11 protein-coding genes and 1 pseudogene are annotated in these 14,329 nt (G+C 69.2%); 8 read left to right on the forward strand and 4 right to left on the reverse strand.

The window, feature by feature from the left end:
• Position 1 precedes the first annotated feature (1 nt).
• Positions 2–1,372 (reverse strand): phospholipase, encoded by a 1,371-nt coding sequence (locus ALI22I_RS06375; protein WP_077004579.1) that lies wholly within the window; start codon positions 1,370–1,372, stop codon positions 2–4.
• Positions 1,373–1,973: 601 nt separating this feature from the next.
• On the opposite strand from ALI22I_RS06375, the gene ALI22I_RS06380 reads away from it, so the two are divergent.
• The 3 genes from ALI22I_RS06380 to ALI22I_RS50480 all read left to right on the forward strand — a co-directional run bounded on the left by ALI22I_RS06380 (position 1,974) and on the right by ALI22I_RS50480 (position 5,428).
• Positions 1,974–4,031, forward strand: a complete 2,058-nt coding sequence (locus ALI22I_RS06380; RefSeq protein ID WP_179118124.1) for a PQQ-dependent sugar dehydrogenase — start codon at positions 1,974–1,976, stop codon at positions 4,029–4,031.
• 109 nt (positions 4,032–4,140) lie between these two features.
• Complete coding sequence (locus ALI22I_RS06385) at positions 4,141–5,112, forward strand: SMP-30/gluconolactonase/LRE family protein (RefSeq protein WP_238598151.1); 972 nt, start codon at positions 4,141–4,143, stop codon at positions 5,110–5,112.
• Between the two features lie 154 nt (positions 5,113–5,266).
• On the forward strand, positions 5,267–5,428 hold the full coding sequence (locus ALI22I_RS50480) for a hypothetical protein (protein WP_179118122.1): 162 nt from the start codon (positions 5,267–5,269) through the stop codon (positions 5,426–5,428).
• Positions 5,429–5,477: 49 nt separating this feature from the next.
• On the opposite strand, the gene ALI22I_RS06395 is transcribed toward ALI22I_RS50480, so the two are convergent.
• Positions 5,478–6,500, reverse strand: a complete 1,023-nt coding sequence (locus ALI22I_RS06395) for a S66 peptidase family protein (protein WP_077004583.1) — start codon at positions 6,498–6,500, stop codon at positions 5,478–5,480.
• A gap of 513 nt (positions 6,501–7,013) precedes the next feature.
• Between ALI22I_RS06395 and ALI22I_RS06400 the strand changes: the two genes are divergently transcribed.
• The 3 genes from ALI22I_RS06400 (at position 7,014) to ALI22I_RS06410 (ending at position 8,587) form a co-directional block, all read left to right on the forward strand.
• Complete coding sequence (locus ALI22I_RS06400; RefSeq protein ID WP_202970751.1) at positions 7,014–7,373, forward strand: hypothetical protein; 360 nt, start codon at positions 7,014–7,016, stop codon at positions 7,371–7,373.
• 44 nt (positions 7,374–7,417) lie between these two features.
• Positions 7,418–7,639, forward strand: coding sequence for a hypothetical protein (locus tag ALI22I_RS48750; RefSeq protein WP_202970753.1), 222 nt, complete (start codon positions 7,418–7,420; stop codon positions 7,637–7,639).
• 204 nt (positions 7,640–7,843) lie between these two features.
• Positions 7,844–8,587 (forward strand): aminoglycoside phosphotransferase family protein, encoded by a 744-nt coding sequence (locus ALI22I_RS06410; protein WP_202970755.1) that lies wholly within the window; start codon positions 7,844–7,846, stop codon positions 8,585–8,587.
• A 160-nt stretch (positions 8,588–8,747) separates the two neighbouring features.
• Here the strand turns inward: ALI22I_RS06410 and ALI22I_RS06415 are convergent, their stop codons facing one another.
• Positions 8,748–9,317: a hypothetical protein gene (locus ALI22I_RS06415; RefSeq protein WP_143532002.1), complete on the reverse strand. Its 570-nt coding sequence runs from the start codon at positions 9,315–9,317 to the stop codon at positions 8,748–8,750.
• A 180-nt stretch (positions 9,318–9,497) separates the two neighbouring features.
• Between ALI22I_RS06415 and ALI22I_RS55030 the strand changes: the two are divergent.
• A pseudogene (locus tag ALI22I_RS55030) lies at positions 9,498–10,172 on the forward strand (AfsR/SARP family transcriptional regulator); the annotation flags it as partial.
• A gap of 238 nt (positions 10,173–10,410) precedes the next feature.
• Positions 10,411–12,432 carry an ATP-binding protein gene (locus ALI22I_RS06430; RefSeq protein ID WP_338013466.1) on the forward strand — a complete coding sequence of 674 codons (2,022 nt, stop codon included), beginning with the start codon at positions 10,411–10,413 and terminating at the stop codon, positions 12,430–12,432.
• 493 nt (positions 12,433–12,925) lie between these two features.
• Here ALI22I_RS06430 and ALI22I_RS06435 read toward each other — a convergent pair.
• On the reverse strand, positions 12,926–14,329 hold a 1,404-nt coding region (locus tag ALI22I_RS06435; protein WP_179118123.1), incomplete at its 5' end, for an RICIN domain-containing protein.

Below are 14,329 nucleotides of genomic sequence, written 5' to 3' on the forward strand. Positions count from 1 at the left end.
ATCAGCGGCGCCCGCGCGACTGGGCGAACAACCAGTCGACGACCACGTCGTTCTCGTAGGTCTGAGCCCAGGACAGGTGCGGGTTGACCGGCGTCGTCCCCCGTGTGTAGCTGGTGAACAGCACATGGCCGCCCGCCGCGTCCGCCGTGCGCAGCAGTGCCCGGGAACGCGACTCGAAGTCCGCCTTCGGCAGGTCGTTGGCCCACTCGCCACGGGTGACCTTCGCACCGGCGCTCTCCAGCGCGTTCATCAACGTCCACGTCCCCGGCCTGCCGAACCGGCCCTCGACGTACGGCACGATCGGGTCGTCGATCGAATGATCGGCCCAGATCGGGATGTGGGCGATGCGGGACATCGTCGACGGGTCGCCCCAACCCGCGGTGGGCAACGCCGCGGCGAACCGGTCGGGCAGCCTCGCCAACAAGCTGAAGATCCCGCGCGCACCCGAGGACGGACCGACCAGGTAGATCCGGTCGGTGTCGACCGGCCGGCCCGCCACGAAGGTGTCGATGAGTTCCACGGTCGCCGCCTGGACCCGCGCGTCGGTCCAGTCCGTGCCGTCGGGGCCCTCCATGGGGCGTGGCAGTGGGATCTGGGGGGAGAGCACGAACGCCGGGTTCCTCCGCCGGCGATCCGGCTTGGCGAAGGTGACCGCGAGCCGGTTGGCGGTCAGCTGGGTGGTGTTGTTGTCGGCGACCTCGCCGCCGCCGTGCAGGGTGACGACGAGCGGGTAGCGCGTGCGCCCGTCCGGGTCCCGGAGGAAACCGTCCGGCTGGTACAGCCGGAAATCGAGCTCGAAACCGGCGGAGTCGGTGTACGAGCCCGCGGTGAAGTCGTCGACCACCGGCGTGAGCACGCCACCGTTGCGGATCGCGAACGGGCTCGCCGCGAGAACCACCTCACCACGAGGCGTCGTCACGTCGCTCACCTGCCGCACCGCATAGGCACCGTCGAGGGGGAACGGGTCGGTGCCGGACGCACGGGCGTTGGCGTCGGCCGTGTCCAACTCGACGATCAGGTAGTTGCCCGTCCGGCCGCGCTCGGCCAGTTCGGGTGCGGCGTTCGGGTACACCCGGATCACGGTGCGCGGGGCCGTCGTCCCGTAGACGGTGGCCGTGACCCGGAACGCCGAGGGCGCGACGACACCGCCACGCAGATCGACGGGGTGGGCGTACCGGATCGCGACCGCGGCCACACGCCAGTTGTCCCGCGGCGTCACCGCGGTGACGAGATCGGCTCCGACCCTCGGGTTCCGCGCCGACACCACCGGCTGCTCGGGTGCTGCCGCGGCGACGTTCGGCGAGCCGACTATCGGGGCGGTGACCGCGCCGGCGGCCAGGCTGAGCGCCGCGCGTCTGTTGATCCCTGTCATGACCTCGCCTCACCGTTGAGTTCGGATTGGCTCCAAGTGTGTGAGCGAACGCGCCCGGCGGTCCAACACCGGTGTCCGATGCACCGATGCGTCCAACGCATTGATCGCCGGGAACCGGTCCGGGAAGCAGCATCAGGCCGTTCCGCCGTACTGCCATTGGGTGACTTCCGGAAATCCAGACCAGTACACATTGTTAGCGTTAACGGACATTGGGTACCCGCTCTGCGGTCTTGTCGGCAGCAAACGGCTTGCGCTACGGTTCTCTGGGAACGCTCCCAGTCGTGCCTGCCCGGCACCTGGCGACGACCAGTACGCACCCTGCTCGCAAGGAGGCGAAGCATGGCTCTACGTGCGCGAAAGGCCCTCGGATCATCATTGTTCCGCGCCAGACCCGGCTCAGCCCCCGCCGCGAGAGGCGACCGGCGCGTCTAGGAACGCCTTCACACGTTGGTGCAAGTCGACCGCCATCGACGTGACATGGTGCCGAATCACCTTTGTTAGCGATAACAAGGCGAGTTGCCTTGCATTACGTGAGAGGAACACCATGCGAGATCCCCTCGCGACCAGGAAGAGCACGGTCCCGCGCGCGCGCCTCCGAGCGGTGTGGACGGTGGTGCTGTTGGGCCTCGGTGTCGTGCTTCCGGTACCTGTCGCGTCGGCCGCCACCGTGGACACCAACGCCTCGTACGTGTTGGTCAACCGCAACAGCGGCAAGGTGCTGGAAGCATACGGACGCGCCACCTACGACGGCGCCAGGATCTCCCAGTACACCCGCAACGACGGCATCTGGCAGCAGTGGCAGTTCGTCGACTCCGGCGGAGGCTACTACCGCATCAAGTCCAAGCACAGCAACAAGGTCCTGAGTTTTCTGTCCACCGCCGACCGAGCCGGCCTGGTGCAGAGCACCGACGCCAACCGCACCGGCCAGCAGTTCCGGTTGGCCGACTCCGCCGGCGGCAACGTGCGCCTGCTCAACCGGGCCAGTGGCAAGGCCGTGGACGTGTTGGACTCCTCCACCGCCGACGGCGCGCGGGTCGTCCAGCTGCCCGACGTCGGCGGCGCCAACCAGCAGTGGCAGTTGGTCAGGCTCGGCACCGACACCACGCCACCGACCGTGCCGGCCAACCCCCGCACCTCGAACCTGACGTGCACCGGGGTGACGTTCTCGTGGTCGGCGTCGACCGATGACGTCGCAGTGGCGTTCTACGACGTCTACCACGACGGACAGCTCATGACCTCGGTGCCGGGCACGGCGCTGTCGGCCGACCTGACCGTCGCGCCGGGGGCCACCTGGGGCCTGTACGTCAACGCCCGCGACGCCGCGGGCAACGTCTCCCAGGCCAGCTCCACGGTCACCATCACCGTGCCGCAGTGCCAGGCCGACACCGAGCCGCCCACCACCCCCACCGGCGTGACGGCGACCGCGTCGGGCACCACGGTCGCGGTGCGCTGGACGCCGGCCACCGACAACGTCGGCGTCGCGGGCTACGAGGTGCTCCGCGACGGCGCCCAGGTCGGCTCGACCAGCGGCGCGGCCACGACCTCGTTCACCGACAGCGGCCTCGCCGCGAACACCCGCTACCAGTACCAGGTGCGGGCGCGCGACGCACAGGCCAACCGCTCGGCCGCGAGCGCGCCGGTCGCGGTCACCACGGGCGCCTCCTGCGCCACGGCGCTGTGCTCGGTCACCAGGGTCGCCACCGAGACCGACCTGCCCTGGGGCCTGACCACCCTGCCCGACGGGCAGGTGCTCTACGGCCGCCGCGACACCTTCGAGATCGTCCGCCTCGACCCGGCCACCGGCACGAAGACCAGCCTCGGGCGGGTACCGGGCGCGGCGGGGACCGACGGTGAGGGCGGGGTCCTGGGCATCGCCGTGGCCGCCGACTTCACGGCCGACCCGTGGCTGTACGTCATGCACACCAGCTCGACCGACAACCGGGTGGTGCGCATCCGCTACACCGGCGGCGCGCTCACGGGCACCCCACAGGTGCTGCTCACCGGCATCCCGCGCAACAAGTACCACAACGGCGGCCGACTGCGCTTCGGGCCCGACGGCAAGCTCTACATCGCGACCGGCGACGGCCAGAACGCCGACTGGGCCCAGGACCGCGCCAACCTCGCCGGCAAGGTGCTGCGCATCAACCGCGACGGCACCGTCCCCTCGGACAACCCGTTCGGCACCTCGGTGTGGAGCTACGGCCACCGCAACCCCCAGGGCCTGGCCTTCGACTCCCAGGGCCGGCTGTGGGAGCAGGAGTTCGGCAACTCCGTCATGGACGAGACCAACCTGATCGTCCGCGGCGGCAACTACGGCTGGCCCGTCTGCGAGGGCACCACCGGCAGCTGCGACGAACCCGGCTTCATCGCACCCAAGCGCACCTACCCCGTCGCCGAGGGTTCGTGCAGCGGCATCGCCGTGGTCCGCGACGCCCTCTACATCGCCTGCCTGCGCGGAGCACGGCTGTACCGGGCCGAGATCTCCGGTGACAGCCTGACCAACGTCGAGCAGTACCTCAACGGCACCTACGGGCGGCTGCGCACCGTGGAGCCGTCCGCCGACGGCGGCCTGTGGCTGACCACCAGCAACCGCGGCGACAAGGACAGCATCGCGAACAACAGCAACGAAAGCATCCTCAAGGTCGAGCTCGGACGGTGAACCGGCCGCGGGGCGGGCAACCGTCCCGCGGTCTTCCCTACCACGAAAGGGAGTCGCCATGACTCACCGCACGACACCACGTCACCGTCGCACGTGGACGCTGACAGCGGTGGCGATCGTCATCGCGGGCGCTGTGGCGCCCGCGGCGCCCGGCGCGTTCGCCGACGCCGCAACGGCCTCACCGTGCACACCGGGAGCGACCTACGGCCCGCCGTTGCCGACACAGTCGGTGGCGGCCCAGCTCGTCCGGGGAGGGTTCAACTTCCTGGAAGGCCCCACCTGGGACCAGCGAACGGGCACCCTGCTGCTGTCGCACATGCAGAACCCCACGGGCCCACAGGGTGTGCAACCGTCGTCGGTGCTCCGGTACACGCCACCAGCCACCTTCGACACGTTCATCGCCGCCTCCGGCAGCAACGGCCTGGCTGTCACCCCCGACGGCACGCGGCTGCTCGCCGCCACCCACGACAACCGCACCGTCTCCTCCTACAGCCTGACCGACCGCAGCCGCGCGACCGTCGCGGCCAACTACCTCGGCCGCGCGTTCAACTCCCCGAACGACCTGACCATCGGCCAGGACGGCACCACCTACTTCACCGACCCCAGCTTCCAGCGCGGCAACCGATATGACGAGCAAGGCGGTCGAACCGGCGTCTTCCGCGTCCGCGACGGCGTGGTCAGCCTCGTCGACAACACGCTGCCGCAGCCCAACGGCATCGTCCTGTCGCCCGACGGCAGGACGCTCTACGTGGGGGCCACCGCCGCCAACACGATCGTGAAGTACACCGTCTTCCCCGACGGCACCACCGGCAACCGCACGACGTTCGCGAGCATCCGGACGCCCGACGGCGCGACCGTCGACTGCGCGGGCAACCTGTACTGGGCCTCCTACGACGAAGGGCTCGTCCACGTCTTCTCCCCGTCAGGTGCACGGCTCGGCACCATCTCCGCCGGTCGCAACACCACCAACGCGGCGTTCGGCGGATCGGACGGGCGGACCCTGTACATCACCTCCGGTGGTTCCGGTGGCGGGTTCGGCCTCTACCAGACGCGCCTCAACGTGCCCGGCAACCCCTACTGAGCGAACCGGCGAGGTTCCCGGTACGCCGGAGGGTTCCGGACGCGATCCGACAGGGCCGGAGAGAGTCGTCCGTCCGTGGCGCCCTCGGAGAAGCACCCCGACGAGCTGAGCAACCGTGCGGTCGGGCTGTACCGGGAACGCCGGTGATCCGCGGTTGCGCAAGCTGAAGGTGGTTGCCGAACGCGGCGGCGACGCCATCGCCCTGCGTGCCGCGACGACGCGTAGAGGCGATCGGGACAAGGGCGTGAAGATCCTGGTGCTGCGGCACCAGGATACGTTCGTGGAACGACCCCAGGCGGCGATCACCAAAGCGTGAGTCGGCCCCCGGGTGCCGCCGAGGCCGTCGGCTCACTGATCCGCGTTGCTCAGCCGACCGGTCCCGTCATCGCGTGCGACCGTACCGCCGGTTCGAGCAGCGACAATGTCCGCTGCTGCGCATCGAGGGCGACACGGATGCCGACCGGCATCGGCAGATTCGGGCCGGCATGTCCGAACTCGACGTTGCCCAGGACCGGGATGTCACGGTCGCCGAGGACGTCGAGGACTATCTCGGGCAGGGTCGGGGACGCGTCAGGCGCTCCGAGCCCGTCGATCGCGTACGGGACGCCCACGACCATGCCGGAGATCCGATCGAGGATGCCGCAGTGCCGCAGCACCTGTAGATAGCTCCACACATACGATGCTTGGCCGCCCATCTCCTCCCAGAACAGCACCGCGCCGTCGAACCATTCGAGCGGCAGCGCGAAACGCGTCGCCTGCGCCAGCACGATGCGATTGATCACCCCGCCGATCAGCCGGCCTTCGGCACGACCGGCACGCCAGCACTCCCACGACGGGGTGGCCGGCAGCGCACCGATCGCCTCCGTGCCGGTCAGCAGCGTCCAGTAGAGCTTCTCAAGCTCCGCTTGGCGCGCCGCGGGCGCAGCCTGCCAGTGCCCGCCGAGTCCAGGGGTGGCCACGTCGGCATGGAAGCCGACCAGACCCGTGCGCGCATAGAGCACCAGATGCAGCAGCGAGATGTCGCTGTAGCCGAGGATCGGCTTGGGGTCGGCAGTGATCGCCTCGACGTCGATCAGGTCGAGGTAACCGAGCGCCGTCTGGCCGCCGTCATGCGCGATGATCGCGCGCACCTCGGGATCACGCAGTAGTCCATTGAACTCCTCGGCGATCTCCGCCGGCCGAGCCGCGCTCCACCAATGGTGCCGCCCTGCTTCGAGTAGCGGTGCCCGACGCACGCGGAATCCCATCCGCTCCAGCACGACCACCGCCTGCGCGAGGTCGGGCTCGTAAACGGCATGGAGCGGCCCGGACAGCGCTGCGATGACGACGAGATCTCCGGGCCTCAGGGCACGAGGTCGAAGCAGCTGAGGCAGTGCGGAACCGGTCACCGACGCAGTATCCCGACGCCCTCGGCACCACGCTACACATTTACCGATCGACCGCCCAGCAGGCCTTGTCCAAATACCCAGGGCTGGCCCCAATACGTGAGCCGACCCCGGGGAATTACATGAGCGCCCACAGTAGCGAGTACCTCAGAACTGAGCAGGACTTCGCGGCAATGAATTCCGACCCGCCCTCTGGTGAATCGTCGGGCTTCATGCGCGCTTGGCGATCTTGCCTGTGACGTCTACGGCGATCTCGATCGCCCGTGCCGCGAGTGGGGAGTGGGTGCGATTTGCGGCCGCACGCCGCGGCGTGCGAGCGCCTGCTCCATCCGGGCCTGGTCGCAGATCGGCGGGGGCGCCACCATCGGTGCGCCGTCGAGTTGGGCCAGGCGCACCGGCCGTCGGGGAACGTGCCGCGACGGGCCACCAGCAGGTAGGGATCGTCGAGCAGTTTGCGGTGTTCGACGTCGCCGTCGACGCGGCCGTCGAAGAACATCAGGTCGAGCTCATGGACTTGTGGCTGGTCGGCCTCCTCCGTCGTCGGACGAGCTCGCCAGCAACACCCCCGCCGACCCGGACCCCGCCGACCCCACCGCGGTAGTGGACTTCGTCGTCGCATCGGCAAAGGCGTACTCGGGCGGCTCGCCCTACTTCGACGAGACCGCCACGCGCGCGCTGGTCGCGCGGGACGTGGCCCGCACTCGCGACATCGCGTCCACCCTCGTCAACCACTACGCGATGACCTTCGACGGGGCGTCCCGCGATTTCGCCTCCATCAAGGCGCCGACCCTGGTGGTGCACGGCGACCACGACCCGGTTTCCCGCTCCCACACGGACAGGCGCTGCGCGACGCGATTCCCGGCGCGACGCTGCTGATCCTGGAAGGCGCCGGGCACGACCTGCCGAAGCCGCTGTGGGACGTGTTCGTCCCGGCTCTGCCCGTCTACTACGGCCCGGACAGCGCCACCGCCTACGACAACGTGCTCCGCCTACTGAAATTCCAGGACCTGCTTGCCAACCTCGACGCCGCGGCGGCCGAGCGAGCACGCACACGGCTACGCACCACCCTCGACGCCCACAACACCGACAGCGGCGTGTACTTCGACTCGCGTGCCTGGATCATCACAGCCCGCCGTCACTGACCACCGCACCCGCCCGGCGCCGACCTCACCGCCGTCGTGCCCGGCGTTCGAGCATTGTCGTCTGGTCAGCGCGGTGGTGCTCGCCTGCGGCCGGTGTGAGCGCGTCGAGCCGGGCGAGTTGCAGCCAGGAACGGTCCATGGCTCTGGCACTTCCAAGAACGCACCATGGGCCGGCCACCGACCGCAGAAGGAGAACAACAACACGTGACCGGCACACCTGATACCGAGGTCCTCCTAACCGGAGGACGCATCACGCCCGGCGTCGTTCGCGTCGGCGATACGGTCCGACGGCCCACCACGGCCTCATCGGCCTTCGTCGCCGAACTACTCACACAACTTGAGCGACTCCAGTTCACAGGCGCACCGCGTTACCTCGGACTCGACGAAGCCGGCCGCGACACCTTCAGCTATCTGCCCGGCTGGGTGCCGGCCAAGTTCCAACGCTGGGCCGATACCCAGGTCGCCGCAGCCGGAGCCCTCCTTCGCTCGCTGCACGACGCAACCCGCGACAGCGGCCTCACCGGAGGACATCCGGTCATCTGCCATCACGACCCCGGTCCGAACAACACCGTCTTCCAGGACGGCCGACCGGTCGGCTTCATCGACTTCGACACCGCCGCGCCCGGCGACCCGCTCGAAGACCTCGGATACATGGCCTGGACGTGGTGCGTCTCCTCGAAGACCAACGCACCCCCCGCCCCCGCCCAAGCCGCCCAGGTGAGAATCCTCGCTGACGCCTACGGCCTCACCGCCGCCGGCCGAGCCGACGTCGTCGACGCGATGCTCGACCGCCAGTCCCGCAACGCACGCTGGTGGGCAGAACGCCTGACCGACCCCAGCCATCGTGTTGCCGGTACCGAGCAGGTCACCTCCCGCATCTCCTGGTCCGAGCGTGAACACGCCTACACCAGCGCCAACCACGCCATCTTCGAAGCGGCATTGCGATGAGGTTCGAACCCACTCACTCGACGACCGGTGGTGCGGAGCGGCCATCGCCTGTGCGGTCTGCGGCAGCAGAGGGCGGTGCGGTCGTCACCAGGTGACGACCGCACCGCCAACGGTTAGTTCAACAAATCAAACACATCAAGGCGCTGAGTATTGCTTCCACTCAAGCCGGCGGATGGTTGTTGCAAACGTCGACACCATCAGCCCAAGTGAATCCATTGGAGCCTGCGCTCATCCATCCGCTCCAGTAGTAGGCGGTGTTGCCACCGACCCACTCCCACCTACTCCCAGTCCAGTTGTAGAACACCGCCCCTGTTCCCCGGCTCTGGTTATTCTCGATCCACCGGATCCGGTCAGACCAGCCCCGCGACCCGATGTTGACGAACTGACATTTGAAGAAGCTCCAGATGTTGGCGTCCTGGTCCGCGATGCACAAATGGAGATACTCGCAATCAATCCACGTGTCAGTATCTTTGAGCAAACGCCTCGACGCACTTGACGAAGCGGGGGTGAACGTGACCTCCGCACCGTTCGAGAAACGAATGGTGTCAGACGAGACCTGCTCCGCTCCGGGGTTCAGCATCAGCAGCCGGTCGACTTCGGCGGCGACGGTGCCGACCTCGTCCACCGCGTTGAGCGAGGAGGCACTCGCGTTCACCGATGGAGAGAAAGCGACAGCGGCAGCGATGACCACGCCGATCGCAGCGATTTTTGACAGAGATCTCCGCAGCATGAAGAACTACCTTTCACCTCTTGGATGTTTCCGATCGGCCCTGTCGAGGCCGTACCGATGACGTCGGGGTGGGCCGTGGTGAGGCGGCCTGCATCCTCGGTGTCGCCTCGGGTTTCCATGGTGGCCGGCCGTTCGGGTGAATCTTCGGCGTTTTCCTGTAAGCCGCAGGTCAGAGCCGCTATGAAGATCCACGGGGGTGTGGTGGTGAAGTTGCTTCTGCTCGGAGAGGTGGCCCTGCACGCGGACGGGCGGCGCGTCGACCTCGGGCCGGCCAGGCAACGGTGCGTGTGGGCGGCGTTGGCGGTGGACGCGGGTCGCGTGGTGTCGGTGGAGCGCCTGCTCGAGCGGGTCTGGGGTGAGGACCCGCCGCCGAGGACGCGGGCGACGCTGCTGACCTACCTGTCACGGTTGCGACAGGTGCTGACCGACGTGCAGACCGTGGAACTGGTCCGCCGCTCGGGCGGCTACCTGTTGGCGATCGAGCACACCGAGGTCGACCTGCACCTGTTCCGCGACCTGTGCGCCCGTGCCCGCGACACCGACGGCGTGCAGGCGGTGCGGTTGCTGACCGAGGCGTTGGGGTTGTGGCGCGGGGAGGCGCTGACCGGTCTGGAAGGCGATTGGGCAACAGCCGAACGCAGCCGGCTGGCGCGGGAGCGGCTGGCTGCCGAGCACGACCTGGTCGACGCCCGGCTGCGACTGGGCCACGGTGAGGAGTTGGTGGCCGAGTTGGCCGCTCGCGCGGTGGAACACCCGCTGGACGAGCGCGTGGCGGGCCAGTACATGCTGGCCCTGCACCGCGCCGGGCGGTCGGCGGACGCGCTGGAGCACCACCGACAGGTCCGGGAACGGCTGTCCGAGGAGTTGGGCACCGACCCCGGCGCGCCGCTGCGGGAGCTGCACCAGCGCATCCTCGAAGCCGACCCCGCGCTGACCGCCGCACCCGACACGGCGGCAGAGGCGGTGGCGGGTTCCCCGGCAGCTGCCCGCCGCGCCACGCCACTTCACCGGCCGCGACGCCGAACTCGCCGCGCTCACCGCCGTCCTGGGCGAGGCTCGGGCGGGGATCGCCGCGATCGCCGGAGCGGGCGGTATCGGCAAGACCTGGCTCGCCCTGACCTGGGCACACCGCCACGCCGACCGGTTCCCCGACGGCCAGTTGTTCGTCGACCTGCGCGGGTTCAGCCCCGACAGCGAACCGATGGACCCGGCGGCGGCGATCCGCGGGTTCCTCGACGCCCTCGGCGTCGAACCGTCCCGACTGCCGGTCGATCCGCACGCCCAAGCCGCCCTGTTCCGCAGCACGGTGGCCGGCAGGCGAATGCTGATCGTGGCCGACAACGCCACCGACGCCGCCCAGATCGCCCCGCTGCTGCCCGGCGGCGACTCCTGCACCGTGCTGGTCACCAGCCGCAGACGACTGCCCGGTCTGATCACCGGGCATGGCGCCGACCACCTCGCCCTCGACGTGCTGACCGACACCGAGGCCCGCACCCTGCTCACGTCCCGGCTGGGCGCCTCGCGGATCGCCGCGCAACCCTCGGCGGCGGACGGGATCATCGGGTTGTGCGGTGGGTTCCCGCTGGCGCTGAGCATCGTGGCCGGCCACGCCCACATGCGCCCCCATCTGCCGCTGGCAGCCCTGGCGGCCCAGCTGCGCGACCTCGGTCTGGACGCGCTGGACGACGAGGACCCCGCCGCCAGCCTGCCCGCCGTGCTGTCCTGGTCCTACCACGCGCTCGGCCCGGAGCAGGCCACCACGTTCGCCCTGCTCGGGATCGCGCCCGGTCCCGACATCGACCTCCCGGCCGCCGCCGCCCTCACCGGGTGGTCCACGGGCGAGACGAGGGTGGCACTGCGCGGACTGGAACAGGCATCACTGGTCGCCCAGGACACCTGGGGCCGTTACCGGATGCACGACCTCATCCGCGCCTACGCGGCGTCCGTCGCCCGTGACGACCTGACGGAACAGGAACGGGAAGCGGGACAGCGCCGAGTGCTCGACTTCTACACCCACACCGCGTATGCCGCCAACCGCCTCGTGGACCCCCACCGACCGGCGATGCGGCTCGACCCACCCGCACCGGGCGTCCACCCCGTCCCGCTGCCCGACGGTCCGGCTGCGCGGACGTGGTTGGACGCGGAGTACCGCAACCTGGTCGCGGCCCAGCGCACCGCCGCCACCCGCGCGTGGCACCACACGGTGTGGCAGCTGGCCTGGACCCTGACCACCTTCCAGCAGTGGCAGGGACACCTCCACGACCAGGTCGTCGTGTGGCGTGCCGGGCTGGACGCTGCCGAACACCTACCCGATCCGGCCGCACGCATCCTCGCGCACCGACTGCTCGGTCGCGTCCACTCCGACCTGCGGCGTGCCGTGGAGGCGACCGCGCACTTGGACAGCGCTCTCGCCCTCGCCGAACAGCACCACGACCCCACCGAACAGGCCCACACCCACATGCAGCTCGCGTTGATCTGGCAAAGGCGCGGTGACGACCGCCGTGCCTTGCACCACGGCGCCCAGGCCTTGAACCTGTTCCGTACCGTCGACCAGCCTGTGTCCGAAGCCCGCGCGCTCAACACGGTGGGGTGGTACGCCGCCCGCACCGGCGACCACGACACCGCGCTCGCCCGCTGCCGAGCCGCCCTCGCCCTGTTCCGGGAACACCACCACCCCCAAGGTGAGGCCGACACCCTGGACAGCCTCGGCTGGATCGCCCACCGGACCGGAAACCACGGCGACGCCGTCGACCACTACCGTGCCGCCCTCGCCCTGTTCCGCGAACTCGGCAACACCTACCAGTCCGCCGAGACCCTCGACCAACTCGGCGACCCCCACCTGGCCCTCGGACAGCAGGACGAAGCCCGCGCCGTGTGGCGGGAAGCGCTGGAGCTGTACCGACAACAAGGACGCGACAACGACATCGAACGGGTGCGGCGACAACTCGACGCCCTGGATCATCCCGACAAGCCCGGCCCCTCAGATAACCACGACAGCGACTCGATCAAGGTGTCGGACGATGAAAGCCACAACCCGGACTGGTACGTCGACCCGACGGCACACCACGACCGGGCGTCGATCGAACTGCCCGGCGGTGACGCCGCACCGGCTTGACTGGCCACGTTGGCGGCATGTTCAACTCGGGGGGTGCGGAGGACCCCGCCACCGACTTCGATCGGTGAGCGGCCTGAGAGTGTCTAAGGTGCCGCCATGATGCTCAAGCTCCGGCACCGCGTACATTCGCGATGGCTGGCGCGACTCGGACCTGTACGCCATCCTCGCCGACGACTGATGCCTGGCACAACGATGGTTCTGGTCGTCAGGCCGGCATCCGGTTGAGTTTGCGGACGCTCTTGTCGAAGAGCAGGAGACGACCCGGAAGCGAGAGTCTTCCGGAAGATTAAATTATGACTCTACTCTCATCCAGGTTGGACGGCGGCCAGCCTGGCTCGACGCGATCAGCCGCTGCGCCGACGCAACCAAGCGCCCGTACACCCGCGGCGCCGTCGGGCTGATCGCTGGAGGCGACCAGCCCGACGGTGCCGCAGGAGCGGTGCGCGTACGCGATGGAGGCGGGCCGTTACGAGCGCCCACGACTGCGGCAGGGTCAGATGAAGCGCCAGAGGTGGTCGTTGGTGCCGTTGTCGTCCCAGATGACGATTTGCGCGCCCCGTGCGGTGGAGGCGCCGTTGACGGCGAGCACGCGGCCGCCGTTGGCGGTCTGGATGCGGAAGTAGCCGTTGGTGCCGTAGCGCAGTCGCCACTTGTGGTCGGCGGTGCCGTTGTCCGCCCACTGCAGGACGCGGGCGCCGTTGCCGGTGGCCGCTCCTTCGACGCCGAGGACCTTGCCGCTGTTGCTGTTGCGCAGGCGGAAGTAGCCGTCGGGGTCGAGCAGGGCGGTCCACAGGTGGTCCGCGGTGCCGTTGTCGTCCCACTGGATCACCAGGCCACCGTCCGCGGTGGACATGTTCTGCACACCGAGGAGCAGTCCGCTGGCCAGGTTCTGGATGCGACGGGCACCGGTCGGCACGAACCGCCAGTTGTTGTCCGTGCTGCCGTTGTCCGGGTCCTGGACCGCCTGCGCGCCCTGCGCGGTCGAGCCGTTGAGGATGCCCAGCAGTTTGGAGCTGTTGGCGTTGCGGAGCTTGTGGGTTCCGTCGCCGTTGTCGACGATCGTCCAGCGGTGGTCGGCGGTGCCGTTGTCGGTCCATTGCAGCACGCGGGCGTTGTCGGCGGTGGACATGCCATCCACGCCGAGCACCTTGTTGCTGTTGAGGTTGCGCAGCCGGACCGCGGTGCCGTCGGGGACGAGTTGCCAGTTGTGGTCCGGTGTCCCCGTGTCGCCCCACTGCAGGGCCGAGCCGCCGTCCGCCGTGGACATGTCCCGGATGCCGAGCACCATGCCGCTGGCGGCGTTGAACAGCCGGTAACCCGCGTCGGTGCCGCCGCCGGTGTTCCAGTAGACGGTGTAGTTGTGCCCGTGCGCGTCGTAGAACGGGCCGAGGTTGACCGTCGCACCGTTCGCGGTCGCGGTGAACGCCAACGCCGAGGTGCTCGTGCGGGCGACGGAGGCGGGGTTGAGGAGCGGGAGCGTGCTGAAGACCGTGTCGCCGTAGTTGCCGGACAGCACGACCGGGCCGTAGGTCACCGCGGCGACCGCGGCGTTGTCGTTGGCGGGCTGCATGACGACCCGCATCGGCAGGCGCACGGTGACGACGTCACCGGAAGTCCACGACCGGGTCAGGTTCGCGTAGGTGCCCGGCGACGTGGTGATGTTCTGGGCGGTGCCGTTGACGCTCACCGTCGCGTTGCTCGTCCACGAGGGGATGCGCAGCCGCATGGTCCACGACCCGCCCGCGCTGCCGGTGACGGTCAGCGTGGTGGTGTCGCTGACCGGGAAGCCGGTGGTCTGGGTGACGGTGATGTTCCGCTCCGACCACGTGAGCACCGACGGCGTGTACAGGTTCACGGTCAGCGTGGTGCCGTTGTGGAAGTAGATCGAGTCGGCCAG

The organism is Saccharothrix sp. ALI-22-I, from assembly GCF_001984175.1.
GTDB lineage: Bacteria > Actinomycetota > Actinomycetes > Mycobacteriales > Pseudonocardiaceae > Actinosynnema.